General features: G+C 32.9%; 18 protein-coding genes and 1 tRNA gene. 9 read left to right on the top strand and 10 right to left on the bottom strand.

Annotated elements, in window-relative coordinates; translation table 11 throughout:
* The first annotated feature begins 5 nt into the window (after positions 1-5).
* On the top strand, positions 6-419 hold the full coding sequence (locus Q0739_RS11130; RefSeq protein ID WP_298238808.1) for a DsrE family protein: 414 nt from the start codon (positions 6-8) through the stop codon (positions 417-419).
* 104 nt (positions 420-523) lie between these two features.
* Here the strand turns inward: Q0739_RS11130 and Q0739_RS11125 are convergent, their stop codons facing one another.
* Entirely contained in the window at positions 524-1366 is an 843-nt protein-coding gene (locus tag Q0739_RS11125; protein ID WP_298238807.1) for a universal stress protein, read from the bottom strand.
* 178 nt (positions 1367-1544) lie between these two features.
* On the opposite strand from Q0739_RS11125, the gene Q0739_RS11120 reads away from it, so the two are divergent.
* The 4 genes from Q0739_RS11120 (at position 1545) to Q0739_RS11105 (ending at position 4990) form a co-directional block, all read left to right on the top strand.
* The gene (locus tag Q0739_RS11120; RefSeq protein ID WP_298238806.1) at positions 1545-2306 is read left to right on the top strand and encodes a DUF3108 domain-containing protein; all 762 of its coding nucleotides are present in this window, start codon (positions 1545-1547) and stop codon (positions 2304-2306) included.
* Positions 2307-2316: 10 nt separating this feature from the next.
* Positions 2317-2673 (top strand): FUSC family protein, encoded by a 357-nt coding sequence (locus Q0739_RS11115; protein ID WP_298238805.1) that lies wholly within the window; start codon positions 2317-2319, stop codon positions 2671-2673.
* Between the two features lie 125 nt (positions 2674-2798).
* A complete protein-coding gene (locus tag Q0739_RS11110; protein WP_298238804.1) occupies positions 2799-3851 on the top strand; it encodes a M28 family peptidase in 1053 nt (350 codons plus the stop codon).
* Between the two features lie 125 nt (positions 3852-3976).
* Positions 3977-4990 (top strand): M28 family metallopeptidase, encoded by a 1014-nt coding sequence (locus Q0739_RS11105; RefSeq protein ID WP_298238803.1) that lies wholly within the window; start codon positions 3977-3979, stop codon positions 4988-4990.
* Between the two features lie 58 nt (positions 4991-5048).
* On the opposite strand, the gene Q0739_RS11100 is transcribed toward Q0739_RS11105, so the two are convergent.
* Positions 5049-5124 (bottom strand) — tRNA-His (locus Q0739_RS11100).
* Positions 5125-5237: 113 nt separating this feature from the next.
* Positions 5238-5960 carry a bacillithiol biosynthesis deacetylase BshB1 gene (gene bshB1 / locus Q0739_RS11095; RefSeq protein WP_298238802.1) on the bottom strand — a complete coding sequence of 241 codons (723 nt, stop codon included), beginning with the start codon at positions 5958-5960 and terminating at the stop codon, positions 5238-5240.
* Between the two features lie 282 nt (positions 5961-6242).
* Here bshB1 and Q0739_RS11090 point away from each other — a divergent pair, with 282 nt between their 5' ends.
* From Q0739_RS11090 to Q0739_RS11080, 3 genes are all read left to right on the top strand, one after another.
* Positions 6243-8072 (top strand): SLC13 family permease, encoded by a 1830-nt coding sequence (locus Q0739_RS11090; RefSeq protein ID WP_298238801.1) that lies wholly within the window; start codon positions 6243-6245, stop codon positions 8070-8072.
* Between the two features lie 37 nt (positions 8073-8109).
* A complete protein-coding gene (gene pckA, locus Q0739_RS11085) occupies positions 8110-9735 on the top strand; it encodes a phosphoenolpyruvate carboxykinase (ATP) (RefSeq protein WP_298238800.1) in 1626 nt (541 codons plus the stop codon).
* A 74-nt stretch (positions 9736-9809) separates the two neighbouring features.
* The gene (locus Q0739_RS11080; RefSeq protein WP_298238799.1) at positions 9810-10490 is read left to right on the top strand and encodes a DUF2490 domain-containing protein; all 681 of its coding nucleotides are present in this window, start codon (positions 9810-9812) and stop codon (positions 10488-10490) included.
* 69 nt (positions 10491-10559) lie between these two features.
* Here the strand turns inward: Q0739_RS11080 and rlmF are convergent, their stop codons facing one another.
* Together rlmF and Q0739_RS11070 are read right to left on the bottom strand one after the other, a co-directional pair.
* A complete protein-coding gene (rlmF, locus tag Q0739_RS11075; RefSeq protein WP_298238918.1) occupies positions 10560-11438 on the bottom strand; it encodes a 23S rRNA (adenine(1618)-N(6))-methyltransferase RlmF in 879 nt (292 codons plus the stop codon).
* A 22-nt stretch (positions 11439-11460) separates the two neighbouring features.
* On the bottom strand, positions 11461-12867 hold the full coding sequence (locus tag Q0739_RS11070) for an MATE family efflux transporter (RefSeq protein WP_298238798.1): 1407 nt from the start codon (positions 12865-12867) through the stop codon (positions 11461-11463).
* Positions 12868-13164: 297 nt separating this feature from the next.
* On the opposite strand from Q0739_RS11070, the gene Q0739_RS11065 reads away from it, so the two are divergent.
* Positions 13165-13821: an HAD family phosphatase gene (locus Q0739_RS11065; protein WP_298238797.1), complete on the top strand. Its 657-nt coding sequence runs from the start codon at positions 13165-13167 to the stop codon at positions 13819-13821.
* Positions 13822-13897: 76 nt separating this feature from the next.
* Here the strand turns inward: Q0739_RS11065 and Q0739_RS11060 are convergent, their stop codons facing one another.
* The 5 genes from Q0739_RS11060 to Q0739_RS11040 all read right to left on the bottom strand — a co-directional run bounded on the left by Q0739_RS11060 (position 13898) and on the right by Q0739_RS11040 (position 19267).
* Positions 13898-14788 carry a DUF2167 domain-containing protein gene (locus Q0739_RS11060; RefSeq protein WP_298238796.1) on the bottom strand — a complete coding sequence of 297 codons (891 nt, stop codon included), beginning with the start codon at positions 14786-14788 and terminating at the stop codon, positions 13898-13900.
* 53 nt (positions 14789-14841) lie between these two features.
* Positions 14842-14997, bottom strand: coding sequence for a hypothetical protein (locus tag Q0739_RS11055; RefSeq protein ID WP_298238795.1), 156 nt, complete (start codon positions 14995-14997; stop codon positions 14842-14844).
* Between the two features lie 2 nt (positions 14998-14999).
* A complete protein-coding gene (gene mscL / locus Q0739_RS11050; RefSeq protein WP_298238794.1) occupies positions 15000-15440 on the bottom strand; it encodes a large conductance mechanosensitive channel protein MscL in 441 nt (146 codons plus the stop codon).
* Between the two features lie 81 nt (positions 15441-15521).
* Positions 15522-18707: a cytochrome c biogenesis protein CcsA gene (gene ccsA, locus Q0739_RS11045; RefSeq protein ID WP_298238793.1), complete on the bottom strand. Its 3186-nt coding sequence runs from the start codon at positions 18705-18707 to the stop codon at positions 15522-15524.
* Positions 18708-18862: 155 nt separating this feature from the next.
* Complete coding sequence (locus Q0739_RS11040; protein WP_298238792.1) at positions 18863-19267, bottom strand: group III truncated hemoglobin; 405 nt, start codon at positions 19265-19267, stop codon at positions 18863-18865.
* Between the last annotated feature and the right edge of the window lie 20 nt (positions 19268-19287).

Genomic DNA, 19287 nt, shown 5'->3' with positions numbered 1-19287 from the left:
TGATTATGAAAAAAATTTTCACATTATTAATAGCGAGCCTTATTACAGCAATAACTTTTTCGCAAGAAGAACCTGTTAAAATAGTATTTGACGTTACTAGTAATAATACAAGTGTTCATAAGTCTACCGTTAGGCATGTAAAAGCAATGTCGGCAGCATATCCAAATTCACAATTTGAAGTTGTTATGTATAGTGGCGCTATGGAAATGGTATTAAAGGAAAAGTCTGTGGTAGCAGAAGACATTGCTAATCTTATTCAAAAAAACAATGTCGATTTTGTTATTTGCGAAGGCACAATGAAACGTCATAAGGCAGAAGCTTCAGATATTATTGAAGGTGTAAGAAGCGTACCCGATGGCATTCTAGAAATTGTAACGAAACAAAATGAAGGCTGGGGATATATAAAAGAAGGACAGTAGTTACTCCTTCTTTATTTAAAAGAATAAAGTCTAGTTAATACCTACTAGACCTTATTCTTTTTTTGTTTTACTAAAAACGATTCTGAGTTATTTAACACCATAGACTAGTTATAACTTTGCATAACTAAAAGTGGAATATCAATTTTAAATCCAAATGTTTCAACATCGTGTTTATTGAACAATCGTTCTAAAAAGGAGTGTTTTTTATTGACTATTGAGAGCATTTTAATGTTATTATTAATTAAATAATTATGAACCGTATTAAACAAATCCTTGCTATTTGTATCAATAAATTCGTGATTAGCATTAGTAAAGTGAGTATTAAAAAACGTCATATTATCAAAAGCATCATAAGCTATATGATTCTGGTCTGCCAAATGCAAGATATCTAGTTGTGAATTTCCAGTGTTTAAAATATAGATTAGCGGCTTAAAATCTTCAACTTTAAATTGCTTTAAGTTTGTTGTCGCAAATACCACAGAGTCTATTGCATGATATTTACAACCATTAGGTATAGCTAAAACTGGCTTATTACAACGCTGCATTACACGTACCGTATTACTTCCAAAAATCATTTTTTCTAAACCAGCGGCTCCCTTGGTTCCCATAACTATTAAATCAATTTCAAACTTCTCTGAAACTTGATTTATGGAATCAATAAAATTATCATAATCAACCAGTGAGTGAAACTCATGATTCATATTAGCATATTTCTTTTCTATTTTTGAAATGATGTTTGTTATAGATTTTTTAGCTGCATCAACAATGGTATTATATAAAGTAGCCGAAGAAGAAACTACCATCATATCGTCTGTTAAAAATGATGATGCTTTTTGTACATTCAGAATATAAAATTGGCATTCTACATCTTTAAAAAGGTTCATAGCATAGTGTATGGCATTAACCGAGTTCTTCGAAAAATCTGTTGGCAGTAATATCGATTTCATGATGTAGTATTTTTTATAAATATAATGTACATCAACTATCAAAAATATGATAATTATCAGCTAAACAAAGGTTTACAAATCGCCATATTAAAAAATTAGCTTAATTATACAAAGCATCGTATTTTTGGCACAATAAATGCATCCTGCTTCATTATACAATAAAAAATTATTATCTAAAATGCGCATATCTCTTCTTTTAATTTTTTTAATATCATTTGCTACTCAAGCACAAAATAGTACTATAGGAACAAATGAAAAATTAACCTATACAGCTAGTTATAATATGTCTGGTATATTAACTAATATTGCTCAAGTTACTATGCAGACTAGCGAAGTAAAAACATCGAAAGCAACTCTACTTAGACTAAAATGTACTGCTGCTACCTACAGTAAATGGGATAATTTTTTTAAGATTAGAGATTTATATGAAAGTTATGTAAACCCCAAAACCTTAACACCCTATTTATACAATAGAGATATAAATGAAGGAAGCTATTATAAAGCTATGAAATACACCTTCAGCCATAAAACAAAAACCGTAAAGTCTGTTCAAACTAAAAAGAACAATAATGTAGAAAAGAAAAATGTTTCTATTGGAGCTGGCACAAAAGACATTGTATCTACTTTATATAATATAAGATTGTTTGATTATGAAAATATGAGTAACGGGCAACGCAAATCGTTCACAATTATATTTGACAGAAAAGAAACAAAAGCACAAATTACCTATCTTGGAAAAGAAACTATTAATACAGCTATTGGCACAAAAGAATGTTACAAATTGGCTATAGGATCGAATTCTAATGTGCTACAAGGAAGTAATAATAATTTATTATGGCTTACAGCAGATGAGAATAAAATTCTTGTATATGCCAAATTTAAAATCCCTGTTGGTAGTGGCGAGCTAAAAATAAAATCTGCTTCTGGATTAAAAAATTAATACTTTTATTATGCAAAAACTATTTACCATTTTAGCCTTAATAGCTTCCATTTTAGCTATTATACTATCTGTATTACCCGTTTCAAACCTAGCTATTTTTCCAGCTATTTTTGCTCTTTTATCTGGAATTGCAGCTTTTTACTTTTCAAAAAAAAGTGGTCAAATAAAAAAAATTATTCAATTTACATTTTTACTTACCGCAGTAGCATTATCTATTACTATTTACAAAGCCATTTTTAACACTACAGAAGTAGCTGATACCCAAGAACTAATAGAAAAGGAAAAAGAGGCAAAAGAAGAAGCAATTGAAGAACTTGAAGATCTAGATTTAGAGGAGCTTGAATTAGATGATATAAATTTAGAATAGTAGTCGTTTTTTTACGTTTTTTAATATATTTGCTCATCATTTTTAATGAAACGAGCATAAAAAACTTTTCTTATCCCCTCAGAAATAATTATTTGCTGGTTACACGTGATCATTAATATTTACACATGAAAGCCTTTTGTATTCTGTCTGTTTTTACACTATTAGGGACATGCGCCACAGAAAAGTACTCCACAAAAATTGAAAACCTTAAAAACAGTATTAAACTTGTAGATAGTACTAAGGTTGTAAAATATGCAAATACTATAACTAGTAAAGAATTGAGCAAGCATCTGTATAAATTTTCATCAGATGAATTTCAAGGGAGAGAAGTTGGTGAACTAGGACAAAAGTTGGCTGCAAATTTTCTGAAGGATTATTACATTAATGAGGAAATAGCCTCACCTTATGAAGGTTCAAATTATTACCAGATTATCCCTAAATCTTTTTTCTTTAAAGATATAAAAGCTTCGGAGAATGTTTTAGCATTCATTAAAGGTTCCGAAAAGCCAGAAGAAGTAATTATTATTTCTGCCCATTTAGACCATTTAGGCATTACCGAAGATGGAAAAGTTAATCATGGTGCAGATGATGATGGATCTGGCACAGTAGCCATCATGGAAATAGCTCAAGCGTTTAACCAAGCCAAAAGAGACGGTTATGGTCCAAAAAGAAGCATCTTATTTCTTCATTTAACAGCTGAAGAAATTGGAAAAATGGGATCGGAATTTTACACGCAACATCCTGTTTTTCCTCTTAAAAATACCATTGCAAACCTAAATATTGACATGATTGGGCGCGTTGACCAAATTCATGAAAACAATGAAAACTATATTTATCTTATAGGCTCGAATAGGCTTAGTAAGGAGCTACACTATATTTCGGAAACAGTAAATAATACTTACTATAATATTAATATAGATTATCGTTATAATTCTGAGCGCGATAGAAATCAATATTACTCACGATCAGATCATTATAATTTTGCAAAACATGGTATTCCAGTTATTTTTTATTTTAACGGAGAGCACGAAGATTATCATAAAAGCACAGACACACCAGACAAAATAAATTACGCACTATTACAAAAAAGAGCTAGACTTATTTTTGCAACTGCATGGCAAATAGCAAATCAGCCTAATAGGTTAGCCACAGATAAGGAAAATGTTTTGTTAAAATAGACTAAAACAGACTTAAAGTTAGTTCGCATTTTTGTATTATTAGCCAATAAATCCTGAATTAGATAGACTATACTTAACTAATATCATGGTTTATTAGATTTGATTTTAAAAACAGATAGTATCCAATGAAAAAAATAGCTTTAATATTATGCACGTCATTGCTAGTAATATCATGCAGTTCTTCACAAAACAATAAATCTTCAAAAAATGTTGAAGGTGTTACTGAATTTGCTAAGACTATTACCGCAGACGAACTAAAAACAATGCTTTTTACTTATGCTTCAAATGAATTTGAGGGTAGAAAAACTGGGGAGCCTGGGCAAAAAAAAGCAGTTGAATTTATAAAGACCCAATACATTAAAATGGGCGTACCTTCGCCCTTAGGAAAAGACGACTATTTTCAAGAAATACCAGCTTCATACTTCAACAAAAGCAATATTAAAGATTCTGAAAATGTTTTGGCTTACATAAAAGGTTCTGAAAAACTAGATGAAATTATTGTTATTTCGTCTCACTTAGATCATATAGGAATCTCAGGCAATGGAGATATTAATAATGGTGCAGATGATGATGGCTCTGGAACAGTTGCCATGATTGAAATTGCTGAAGCTTTTAAAGAAGCAAAAAACAAGGGTAATGGCCCTAAACGTTCTATTTTATTCTTACATGTTACTGGTGAAGAAATCGGCCTTTTTGGCTCAAGATATTACGCCGATGTTGATCCTGTTTTTCCTTTAAAAAACACAATTGCCAATCTTAATATAGATATGATTGGTCGCATCGACCCAAAACATGAAGGCAAAGACAATTATTTATATTTAATAGGTTCGGATAAATTAAGTAAAGAATTGCACAATGTATCTGAGGCGGTTAATAAACAGTACTTTAACATGGAGTTCGATTATACCTATAATGACGATAACGATCCAAACCGTTTCTATTATCGTTCAGACCATTACAACTTTGCAAAAAATAATATTCCTGTTATCTTTTATTTTAATGGAACGCATGATGATTATCATAGACCAAGCGACACACCAGATAAAATAAATTATGCCTTTTTAGAAACTAGAGCGCGGTTAATTTTTCACACCGCTTGGGAGCTGGCTAATCGTGATGAACGAGTAAAACTAGATTAAATTATATTTACGAATAACAAAAAAAGCCTTTCAATTTCTTGAAAGGCTTTTACTTTTTGGGTGGAAGACCGGATTCGAACCGGCGACCCTTGGTACCACAAACCAATGCTCTAACCAACTGAGCTACAACCACCGTGTAACTGCATTTCTCAATGCGTACCTACCTTTGTCGGCAGACAGGTGCAAATGTAATTTATTTCAATCTTATCTACAAAGACTTTTTTAATATTTTATCTGGAATATGTAACTACTTTAAATGAAATAAGCTATCCACAGCCACTAATCGTTCTACAGTAAAACCTTCACCGTATTCAACACCAACTAAGCGCCCCAAATCATTAGCACGATACATAACACTATCGGCAAAATTTTTACTCGATATAGGCGTTTCTGGCTCATTGCTATTGGCATCATAAAATTGGGTTTTATATGCAAAAACAGCTTCTAACTTTTTATCCATATACCCTGAAACATCAACAATTAAATCGGGTGTTAAATTTTTCCATTGAATATAATGGTATACTTGCTTTGGCCTCCAAGGTTCTTGCCATTCATCTTCATCTTCTATTTTAGTGTCAATTTTTAATAAGCCACTTAAAAAACACGCATCACTAACTAGCTTACTCCCTTTTCCGTGGTCTATATGTCTATCATCAACCGCATTACAAATAACAAGTTCTGGCTTGTATTTACGAATCATTTTTATAATTTCTAGTTGATGTTTTTTATCATTCACAAAAAAGCCATCAGCAAACTCCATATTTGTACGCATTTTTACACCTAAGATTTTGCCCGCATTAAAAGATTCTTCATCCCTAGTTTCTGCAGTACCTCTAGTACCTAATTCGCCCCGAGTTAAATCAATAATACCAACCTTTTTCCCATTGGCTATCTCTTTTGCTATAGTTGCTCCACAACCTAATTCAACATCATCTGGATGTGCACCTATAGCTAATATGTCTAATTTCATATAAAAAATTCTTTTTTTTGGTAACTCTTATAAGTGATAAAGGTAAATTATTTAATAAACTTTTCGAATATCTTATAACTCACTATTACGAAAACGTCTTCGTAAATACTTTTATCACAAATTAACTCTTAAATATAACAATAATTGAAAAATGCCTAGCTATTTAAAAGCATGACATTCGTCATAATAATTAACGTCAATCCATCCTAATTTTACACTATATTTATTAAATGCCATATAACGGTTAAATCTAATAAACTAATTTAAAATATGATCTATTTAATGCTTCTCATATTAATTATCACCATTGGTCTCTTTGTTTGGGGAAAGTTTACACCAGATATTGTAGCACTAATATCTATGATTAGTTTATTTTTAACTGGCATTTTAGACGCTAATGAAACATTAAGTGGCTTTAGTAATCCTACTGTTATAATGATTGCAGCCCTTTTTATTATTGGAGAAGGCATTGCACAAACCGGTTGGACTGCCATGGCGGGTAAAAAGTTTGTAGAGTGGGCTGGCAAAAGTGTTCCTAAACTTTTAGTAATTGTAACACTAGGTGCTGGTATACTTTCTGGATTTGTTAGTAATACGGGAACCGTAGCTACATTAATGCCTTTAACCATTTCATCTGCTTGGAGCATAGGTACTTTACCTTCTAAAATGCTCATGCCTGTAGCTTTTGGCTCTAATACTGGGGGGCTTTTAACATTAACTGGAACACCTCCTAACATTATTGCTAGTAATGCACTTATTGAAGCAGGTTTTGAAGGGTTTTCATTCTTTGAATTTGCATTAATTGGCTTGCCATTATTAATCATTGCTTTGGTTTACTTTAGATATGTTGGCCATAAGCTATTACCAAAAAACAAAACAAACAACAAGCCTGTTAATATAGAATCTACACTACACAATTGGATTGAAGCCTATAAAATTGATAGTGGTTATTACCGATTACGTGTTAGATCCATTTCGCCCTTATTAAACACCAAAATAGAAGCATGGCAATTTGAAAAAAAATACAACGTCTCTATTATTCGTATTAGAAGAAGGCATCCAAATCTATTAAAAAAAATACCAACATTTATTGAGTTTCCAGATCCTAGCACAGAGTTTATGTATCACGACATAATTACTGTAAAAGGAGATACTGAAGCTATTAACAGAATGATGATTACGTTTAGATTAGGACTTTTGCCTCTAGAACCAATTACAGACGAACTGAAGCATAATCTTATAAATCAAGAGGTTGGAATGACTGAAATTATTGTAAACCCAAACTCTATTCTTGTTGGTAGAAAATACAAATTAGGAGACTACTTTAAACGATTTGGTATTCAATTACTAGCAGCTTCAAGAAATAAAAAACCGATACTAGAAAAAGAAATTATTGTAAAAGCTGGAGATGCCTTTTTAATAAGAGGTACTTGGGAGCATATTGAAGATTTGAAAAAACAACATGAAAACTTAGTTATCATTGGCAGTCCAGAAGGTATGGCTAAGAACGTTGAAAGTTTAAGTCCAAAATCATTTATTGCCCTAGGCGCATTAATACTAATGATTATTTTCATGGTATTTAAAATAGTACCAGGGTCGATTGCAGCTTTAATTTCTGCTGGCATTATTCTATTAACAGGTTGTGTTCCAATTAACAAAGCATACAAAGGAATTAGTTGGACAAGCGTAGTTATGATTGCTGCTATGATACCTATGGGTATTGCCTTGCAAAAAACTGGAACCGCTCAATTAATTGCCAACGGACTTGTAGACTATTTAGGAAGCATTCATCCCATTGTACTTTTAGGTGGGGTATTCATGCTAACAACAACTTTTAGCCAAGTAATTAACAACTCTGCTACAGCTGTACTAATGGCACCAATAGCTATTCTTGCAGCCAACTCATTAAGTCTTTCGCCAGAACCGTTTATGATTGTAGTTGCAATTAGCGCCTCGACAGCTTTTTTAACACCTATCGGGACAACAACAAATGCTATGGTAATGACGGCAGGTGGATATAAATTTATGAATTACTTAAAAGTAGGCGCACCACTTCTACTTTTATTTCTAATTGTGTCACTAATACTTGTGCCAATAATATGGCCCTTTTAAATTAAATATTAATAAGAACCTTTTAAATTAAATCAAAATGGAAACAACAGCAACAAAACATCCCGACTTGAACCAATACGGTATCAAAGACGTTAAAGTAAATTGGAATTTATCACCAAAGGAACTTCAGCAAATTACCATTGACAAAGGACTGGGTAAAGAAACAGCAAATGGAACACTTGCCATTAACACAGGGAAATTTACAGGACGATCTCCTAAAGACCGTTTTTTAGTTAAAGATGCCTACACAGCAGATAAAGTTTGGTGGGGAAAAACAAATAAACCGGTTTCACCAGAAAACTTCGACAAGCTTAAAAATGAAATAGCTAAATACCTTTCTGGAAAAGAAATCTATGCTAGAGATGGCTATGTTTGTGCAGAACCTGAATACAGAACAAATATTAGAACAGTTACCGAATTACCATGGTCTAATATGTTTATTTATAATATGTTTTTAAGACCAAGCGAAAAAGAACTAGAAAACTTTAAAGAAGATTGGCTAATTCTTTGTGCTCCTGGATATGAATGTCCAGACCCAAAAGCATATGGCATTCGTCAAGGTAACTTCTCTATTTTAAACTTTACACAAAAAATTGCATTAGTAGGAGGTTCGGCTTATACTGGTGAGATGAAAAAAGGCATATTTTCTGCTTTAAATTTAATTTTACCAACCGAAAAAAACGTATTACCTATGCACTGTTCTGCTAATGTTGGTAAATTTGGAGATACTGCTATTTTCTTTGGATTATCTGGTACAGGAAAAACCACTTTATCTGCAGACCCAGAAAGAAAACTAATTGGTGATGATGAACATGGTTGGACTCCAGACAATACCATTTTTAACTTTGAAGGTGGATGCTATGCAAAAGTAATTGACCTAACAGAAGAAAAAGAACCAGATATCTTTAGAGCTGTTAAACCAGGAGCACTTCTTGAAAATGTCGTTTTTAAAGATGATGGAGAACCAGACTATGAAGATAGTACTATTACGCAAAACACTCGTGTAAGTTATCCTATTTATCATATTGATAACATTCAAGAGACCTTATACGCAAAAAATCCTAAGAATATTTTCTTCTTAACCTGTGATGCTTTTGGTGTATTACCTCCAGTATCTAAATTAACACCTGGACAAGCAGCTTACCATTTCATCTCTGGTTATACTGCAAAAGTAGCTGGAACAGAAGCTGGAATTACTGAACCAGTACCATCTTTCTCTGCATGTTTTGGAGAACCATTTATGCCATTACACCCAACTGTATATGGCGAAATGTTAAGTAAAAAAATGACTGAAGCTGGTGTAAATGTTTGGTTAATAAACACAGGATGGAGCGCAGGACCTTACGGTGTGGGATCTCGTATAAAATTAAAATACACAAGAGCCATGATTACTGCAATCCTTAATGGGGATTTAGACAATGTTGATTACGAACAAAACTTTATATTCGGATTATATATGCCGAAATACTGTCCTGGTGTACCAACTGAGATTTTAGATCCAATGAATACTTGGTTGCAAAAAGGTGCATATGTGGGTAAAGCTATTCAACTAGCACATTCATTCCACCTAAACTTTGAAAAATTTGCGCATCAAGCATCAGAACAAATTATTGAAGGTGGACCACTAATTGATGAACACCATCACTTACACGAACACTTTTAATAGGTTCTTATTTGACCATAAAAGGAGCTCGAATGGAGCTCCTTTTATATTTCATTTACTTAACTTCATTTGATATGAAACGTAATATCGCCCTTTTATTACTTATTTTAAGTTTTAACAGCACTTTTGCTCAATCACCTGTTGAGGAAAAATTAGGCTCTTGGTTTACTTTTTTTGGAAATCATAAAATTTCTGACAAAACAAGTATTAGTACTTTAATTCAAGCTTGGGACTATGAATTTGTGGATAACTTCAACTTTATTTTATACAACCTCTCAATAAACTATTATGTAACACCAAAATTGACGACTACATTAGCTTACGGATATGCAGATATTGATAGTGGCTTCGAAACAAATGGGGCACATACTTTTGAAAATCGTTTATCTGAACAGGTTGGTTATAAACATAAACTATTTAAACTTCCTATAGACCATAGGTTTAGAGTGGAACACCGTTTTCTTAACAAATCTGGACCAAACGTTACACATAATAGACTACGTTATAGACTAGGTACCAAGATAGCGCTTGATAAAACCTTCTTCATCCGTATTCACAATGAATATCTTACAACTCTTCAAACCAAAAAAGTAGATGCTTTTTCAGAGAATCGCTTTTATACCGCTTTGGGTATTAATGCCTCAAAATCTGTAAATATTCAAGTTGGTTACCTCAATAGAGCTATTAAAAAGTTAAGCTTGCACAGGTTACAATTAGGACTGTTTTATAAAATGGATTTAAGAAAGAAAACATAAAATATTTGGAGTGACATTCAATTGAAAATGGTATCGAAAGCTACGCAAAATGTAGTTTTCGATACTTATTCATTTATAAGACCAAGCTACAATTCTTGATATTTTATTCCCTTGCCCCATAGTAATAGTTTTAATATCTGTAGCTCCTAATTTCTTTAAAGACATGTATATGCCTTTTACCAAATCCTTTTTCGAAACTAAGGTTGTAAACCAAATGCATTGGTTTTTATACAATGAACTTTCGTAAAGATAGTTATGAATAAATGCTTTTTCTCCACCTTTATACCAAAGTTCATTTTGAGTTCCAGAGAAGTTTCTAATAACTGATTTATCACCCTTCTTCAAACCCTTTAGTTTACTTGAAGTTGCATCTAATGCTTCGGCTTCAGATTTATAAAAAGGTGGATTACAAATAGATACCGAAAAAGCATCCTCTGTATTTAAAACACCTTTAAAAACTTGTGACACCTCTTTTTGATGGCGTAAAATAATTGCATCATTCAAATTATTTTTATCGATGATTTTCTGAGCAAATTTCAATGAGTTTTTATCAATATCAGTTGCTACGAAACGCCAATTATATTCTGCGTTTCCTAAAATGGGATAGATACAACTTGCTCCCGTACCAATGTCTAAAACATGTATATCGTTTGTGATTTTTGATGATTTTAATAAATCAGCAACATGATGAATATAATCCACCCGCCCTGGAATAGGCGGGCATAAATTAGTATCTGGAAACTCCCAAAACGTTATATTATAATCTTTAAACAACAAAGCTGTGTTTAGTGCTTTAACAGCTTTTGGGTTAGCAAAATCTATCGTTTTTGTTTGATATTTATTTTCAAAAACAAAAGGCATTACATCTGGAAACACACTACACAAAGCTTCAAAATCATATCCAGATTTATGCTTGTTCTTCGGATGGAAATTTGTACTTGTCTTGATGGTTATTTATCGTTTTTAAATATTAAACTTCTACTTTTTTCCAGTGGCCTTTTTTAAACCAAATAATAGCCACAATAGCAATTAACACTTCAGCTAAAGTAATTGCCCAAAATACACCCGAAGGTCCAAAATCAAGTGTTATAGCCATAAGGTACGCAAATGGTAGTTGTAGCAACCAAAAGCAAACAAAGTTAATATATGTTGGTGTTTTGGTGTCTCCTGCTCCATTAAAAGCATTGATTACCACCATACCATAACCGTAAAAAATGTAACCAGCTGCAATAATACGCAAACATAAACTACCGTATTTCACAACATCTGGTGTAGCATTAAATAGCACTATAATTTGAGGCGCAAAAACCAAATAAATTATGGAAACCATTCCCATAAAAATAGCACTATATTTTCCTGTTTTCCAAACCGACTGTTCTGCGCGTTCGGGTTTTTGAGCTCCTAAGTTTTGCCCTACCAAAGTAGCAGCAGCATTACTCATTCCCCATGCTGGCATTAGCGTAAACATCATAACACGAATAGCAATGGTATAACCTGCTAATACTTCGCTACCAAACTCACTCATAATACGCATTAAAAACACCCAAGATGATGTTCCTATTAAAAACTGACCAATGCCTCCAAGCGATACCTTTATCAAATTCAACATCACTCCTATTTGTAATACTAAATCTTTAACAGCTATTTTTATTTTACTAAAACCGAAAAATAAAATGGCCAACTGGAATAGTACTGCTGTCCCTCTACCTATAGTTGTAGCTATAGCTGCTCCTTCAACACCATAAGCAGGAATAGGTCCGAAACCAAAAATAAACATTGGGTCAAGTATTATGTTAAGTCCGTTTGACAACACGAGCGTCCACATCGCTATAGAGGCATCCCCTGCTCCACGAAAAATAGCATTAATTAAAAATAAAAGCATAATGGTTACATTTCCTCCTAATAGGACTTGCGTATAACCATAACCTTCAGCTATTAATTCGGGTTCGCCTCCCATTAAACCCAGTATTTCTTTTGGATATATAATCCCTATAACACTTATAATAGCAGCTACAAAAACACCTAAAAAGATAACTTGTACTGCGGCATTAGAAGCGCCTTTTAAATCCTTTTCTCCCACCCTTCTTGCTACCACAGCTGTAGCTGCCATACTTAATCCTATGGCTACTGCATACACCAGAGTAATAACAGATTCAGTTAAGCCAATTGTAGCGACAGCATTAACACTTACTTGAGAGACGTACATGATATCTACCAAAGCGAATATGGATTCCATGAGCATTTCTAGAATCATAGGTATTGAGAGCATAAAAACAGCCCTACGAATACTACCAGAAGTAAAATCTTGCGCTTTACCTCTTACAGCTATTTTAAAATATTGAAGAAATTGTTTAAAAGAAATTTTATTTGATTGCATTTTTGAAATAATTAAATATAGAACATTGCCAAATGCACATAGCACTTAGCTTTTGTTTTGCTCGAGAGAACCTCGACGCGAGAACGATGTTGAAATAAAAATTATAAAAGCTTATATTTTTTGATTCCCGTTTGCACGGAAATGACAATTTCAACGGAATCCTCAATGCTCTGCATTGATGAACTCATTTTCAATTAAACAATCATAAGGAACAAATATGACAATTTTATTTAAAACCACAAAATGTCCTTAGGCTAAGAATGCCTATTATTTTATCTTCGCCAAAAAATTTTAGAAATGTTAAAAGCAGTTATTTTTGATATGGATGGTGTTATTATAGATAGTGAACCTATGCATAATAAAGCCTACCACGATATGTTTGATGAAGTTGGTATTGAGGTTTCAACTGAACTTTACGAATCTTTCACAGGACAATCCACCATTAATATTTGCAAGCGTTTATGCGATCATTTTAATCTTGATGAATCTCCAGAAACATTAGTCGCTTTAAAGCGTAAATACTACAAACACTTTTTTTATAGCAATTCTGATTTAGGACTTATTGAAGGGGTTTTAGATTTAATAAAAGATTATCATAGTAATGGACTCACTTTGGTACTGGCTTCTTCCGCTGCTATGACGAGTATCAATCAAATTTTTGACCGTTTTGATTTAAACCAATATTTTATAGCTAAACTTAGTGGTGGCGACTTAAAACAATCAAAACCTCATCCAGAAATTTTTATAAAGGCAGCAGAAGCTTCTGGTTTTTCTAAAGACGAATGTATAGTTATTGAAGATTCAACAAACGGTGTTGAAGCCGCAAAAGCAGCAGGTATTTTCTGTGTAGGTTTTGATAGTTTTCATTCTAAAAATCAAGACTATTCAAAAGCCAATATGGTAATTAAAGATTTTAAAGAAATTGCTTTTAACAAGCTAGAGCAACTATTTTAGCTATGTTAAATTATCCTTCTTTATACAATTTGGACAAATCTATCACAATTACTATAACTTACAATCTTTAAAATTTCTATACTTCTTCTTTCCCTCCTCCAAATATTTTCTTTCTAAATGCGCTAAAAAGAGCAACTGCTCCAATAGCAATAAACTTCCAGAATTTTAAAATTAAAGCAAAGAAACCTGCTTTGGCTAATATTTTTCCAGCTATCAATCCACCAATACCATAAGCTGCCACCTCATCGATGTCTGGATTAAAATCGGAATATCTATTACCCGCTGTAAATTCTACACTGTGTAAAATATTGTCTCTATCAGCATTAAAAGTATCGAGCATATCAATATCTCCAATAGCATTTAAATTAAGATAGCCTTTTCTACCTAATACTCTAATATTATAATTTAAGGTATTAATATCTGTGCCTTCAAATTTTAATTCTTTAGCCCAATGCAGTTTTTTACTTTCTTTATCGTAATAAGGCTGAGATGCCCAACCAATAAGTTCCATAGATCCATACCCTTGCTCGATGCGTTGCGGATTAGAAGCTATGATATCTTCTTGCATTTCTTCTAGTAAATCGTCGTAATTTAAATCTTCGGCATCTTCATCATCTATATAACCCTCTTCTGAATATTCAATTTCGACACAATAGGTAAATGCATCATGCATTGGCGACATGTCTTCTGGAAAAAGCAATCCAATGGTTTCACCAGGAGGATTACCCCATAACTCTGTCAAAACATAACTGCTTTGTTCTCCATTTAAAAACTTAAAACCTTGAGGGACATTTAAAACGGCTAATCCATCATCTAAATTAATACTTCCATATTCATAAGTAAATGAATTATTGATACTATCTAAGACACTTTGATATTGTTCTAAGTTAATAGATAATGAATCTGCTTCTTGAGCATTTATATGAAAAGAAAAAAACAGTAATAAAGCGATGGTTAGTTTGCGCATGATTTTAAATTTGGTTTGTTAAAATTTGAAAGCTATAAATTTAAAACTTTTATTCAACTACTCGAATTTTCTTTCATTTTTTTGACAATATTTTTCAAACGTTCTTTTCTTAATGCCTCTTCAGCTTTCTTTTTATTTTTCTTTTGCGTTACTAACCTAGCATGTTTAGCTTTGCTTTTAGTGTTTTTCTCACTTCCTTTTTTAGCCATAATCACTTAGATTTCAACAAAGCATTTTGCTCTTCCATTAATTCGTTGAGCTTTGTTAGTAATTCAATATCTTTTGGTGTAGCAACAGTTTCGTCTTTGGTGTCTTGGGCTTTATTGCGTAGTCGGTTCATAAATTTAACCACAATAAATACCGTAAAGCCAATTATAATGAAATCTAAAAAAGCTTCTACAAGCGAACCATAACCAATTGCCACTTCGTCTGTTATTACAGCTCCAGAAGTATCAGCAAGGGCTTCTCTTAAAATAATACGTTTATCTTGAAAATTTACACCATCGGTTAATAAAGATAATGGCGGTAGAAACACCATCTTAACCAAAACATCGATTACCTTATTAAAAGCAGCTCCTATTATAATACCGATGGCCATATCCATCATATTACCTTTTACGGCGAACTCCTTAAATTCTTTGAATATTTTCATGTGTCCTAAATTGTTTAATGAAAACCAAAATTAACACAAATGAAGTTTATAAATAAAAAGAATATTAAAATGTTTAAAACCTTACTTTTGGTAATGTTTAGCATATCCTCTGTATGCAAAGAATCCTAAAACCGTAACTATAGCACAGGCTATGCTTATAAATTTTACGCTTACTATTTGATCGCCACTTGCGTAACTATGTAAGCCAGCTAAATAGAAATTTACACCAAAATACGTCATAAGAATACTTGCAAAGGCTACGATAGACATCAAGTTATAAAACCAGCGGCTACGCAAACCAGGAACCAAACGCATATGAATTACAAAAGCGTATATCATAATACTAATAAGTGCCCAAGTTTCTTTGGGATCCCAACCCCAATAGCGTCCCCAACTCTCGTTAGCCCACATACCTCCTAAAAAGTTTCCAATGGTTAACATAACCAAGCCAACCGTTAAAGCCATTTCATTAATTATGGTAAGCTCCTTGATGTTTAAAGCCATTTTCTTTTTGTTCTTCTTATTCGTAAAAATCATGAGTAGTAAACTCACAACTCCTAGAATCATTCCTAAAGTAAATGGTCCATAACTTGCCACAATAACTGCTACATGTATCATTAGCCAATAGCTATTTAAAACGGGTTGTAGGTTTGCAATGGCTGGATCCATCCAATTCCAATGAGCAATCATTAAAATCATTGCTGTAACAAAAGCAGTTGAAGCTATGGTTAAATCACTTTTTCTGCCGAATGCTAATCCAAAAAACATTGTAGCCCATGCCACATAAATCATAGACTCGTAAGCATCACTCCAAGGTGCATGACCAGAAATGTACCAGCGTACAATTAATCCAGCTGTATGTAATAAAAACAACCCTAGAATCACAAATTTAAAAACCGTAACTGAGGTGTTTATAACTTTATTTAAGTCATTAAATATCTGAATAATGAGCAGAATGAACAATAAGCTTCCAGCGTATAAGTACCAACTAAATAGCTTTTTAAAAATGTCATATTTGTTGTAAAGCACTTCAGTTTTTACTTTATCATCGCTAAGCATGACTTCGCCACCATAACGATGCTGCGTTTTTTTGAATGCTGCTAAAAGTTTTTCAGTTTCTTTATAGTCACCAGATTGTTTTGCTTGATTAAGCGTAAATAGATAAGCTCTAAATCCATTCTTTATAAAATTTTGATAAAGTGAATCTTGAATTTTGTAGTTACCACTTCTATAATCGTAATTAGAAATCCATTTATTATTTTCATCATCTGGGATTGGGAAAATCTTTAATGACATCCCTTCAATAGTATTGTAAAGTAAATTTACACGCTGATCGGTTTCTTTAAACTCTTTCTGAAATCCATTAGGCACTTGTGCTTTGTAAGCTTCATCTAAAAAAGGCGCTAATTTATATTCTCCCATGTCTGAAAAGAAATCGGCTAGTCTTACATACTTTTCGTCCTTGCTAACACCAATAAGTTTTCTAATGGAATCCCCTTTTTTAAGCTTCAAATAAATGATTGGTACATTATACCATAGCATTGGACTTTCTTGAATGGATAAGAATACTTGATTTGCATCAAAATCGTTGTAAGTATCATACTTACTTAACTTTCGCAACATCTCTGAAGCATAGGTGTTCACCGGCATCATACGTCCGCTTAAATCTTGAATAACTAAATGTCCAAATTTGTTAGCATGCTCCTTAGGAGTAATATTCGCTTTTAATATAGAATCTATTTGAGCCTTACTCGGTTTTGAATGGTCGTGCCCATCGTTTACAGAATGCTCTTGTGCCACAGCTTGTAATCCAAAACATAATAGCATTATAGCAAACAATTTTGCTTTCTTCTTTTTAACCTTTTCCAATTGCTTTTTTAAATCGCCAAAACGCGAATGCTTTGAAAACAAAATAACCATCAAACCAAAATATAACATAAAGTACCCAATGTAGGTAATAAGCGTTCCCCAGTAGTCATGATTTACAGAAAGAATGGTTCCTTTCTCATCGGGATCGAAACCAGATTGAAAAAATCGATACCCGCGATGATCCAAAATGTTATTCATAAATATCTTATAATCGAAATCGCCCTCCTCATTGTCAATAACGGTAACCTCACTAGAATACGCCGAATAGCCTCTTTCTGTACCCGGGTAACGTTCTGCTTCAAAGTCGTTAAGCTTTATTGAAAATGGTAATTCTAATACTTTTGAACCATATCTTAAAGCAAAATCTAAACCGCCTATTTCAACTTGTTTTAATGGGTTATTCATGCCTTTGCCTCCAAGTAATCCAACATGCTTAGTTTCATCATTTGCAGTCACTTTTAACACCACACCATCTTCATCATTCTTAAGTATTTGTGATTTTTGAACCACATCAAAAACACCCTTAACTACAGGTTTTGGAAATACCATCTGCATATTGCCAATAATATAACGCGAACGCAATGCTAAAGGTTGCAAGCTATCTTTTACAAGTTTTCCTTGAGTCATGGTTGCCATAGTAAGAAACTCACCTTCAAATGGAGATTTAATTAAAAGTGAATTCTCTGTATAGGTAATATTTATAGCACCTTCGGTTGGTTTGTTTAATGCAAAAAGAATGTTATGAATACTTTGCACTTGTCCAACTTTTAAAAAGTGATTATGTGGTCCACTACCTCCTGCTTCAACAATTTTAAGGTATTCTTCACCAGTATCATTTGGAACAATATCTTCTTCAGCACCTTTAATAAACTTTTCCAATTCAATAGAAATTGGTTGCTTATTGTAGTCTGTTGTAACTTTAAAATCGTTATCCAAACGTGCTGAGAAATCGACTTCAGTTTCTAAATAGCGTTGTTGTAATTGCCCATCAATTTCGTAATCACCAACAATTTGAGCGGTTACATATGTTTTTTGAGATAGAAATGCGTTCTCTGTAGCACCCTCTCGAATAGCCATCATCCCCTCAAAACTCGCATAACGTGTTATAAAAGCTCCTAAGAGAATAAAAATAAATGCTAGGTGTAATATGAATGTCGCCCACTTTTCTTTCTTATAAAGTCTGAATCTAAAAACATTTCCTGTGAAATTAATAATGAAGAATACCATGATTGCTTCAAACCACCACGCATTATAAATTAAGTTTCTAGTATATGGAGTTGGCGATGTTTCTTGTCCAGCATCAAGAATTGTTCCTGTAGCCATGGCAGCTGCAAAGACAATAAATAAGAAAGCAGTAAGTCTGGTAGAAAAGAAAATATTGGCAAGTCTTTTTTTCATAATTACAACCCAATTTTAAGGTCGTGCAAATTTAGGGATTTATGTTTGTTTTGAGGTGTTAAAGTGTTGGAAAAGTTTGAAGACCGAAGACCGAAGACTGAAGACTGAAGACCGATGACGGGAGACTGCGACTGCGACTGCAAACTGATTACTGCCTACTTTTTTATTCTCGCTTCAAATATTTTTAAATGCAAAAAGGTTCCCATTTTTCTGGCGCGTCTTTTAGCATTTTCGGCGTTATCTCCTTTAAAGAGTTCTTCAATGGTTTCAAACCATAGGTTCAGCCATAAACCAAAATGTAACTCGGTAATACTATTATTATTCTCTTTATCAACTTTTACGTGAGCTTTAAGAGGGTCTCCATAATACTTATGCTCCAGTTTTCGCGTCATAAATAAGCTCGTTTCCCAAAATGTGGTTAGTCTATCTAAATGCGCATCCCAATCCTTAATCACATCGTTGAAGAAAGGACCTAAAACACTATCAAGTCTTACTTTTTTATAAAAAGATGACACCAGTAAAAAGACATCCTCTCTTGTATTAATATCCTTTTTGTCCATAATAACAAAGATAAGACAAT

This window comes from uncultured Algibacter sp. (genome assembly GCF_947487605.1).
GTDB lineage: Bacteria > Bacteroidota > Bacteroidia > Flavobacteriales > Flavobacteriaceae > Algibacter_D.
The sequence above is the reverse complement of the archived record's forward strand: the minus strand, read 5'-3'. Positions and strand labels throughout refer to the sequence as shown.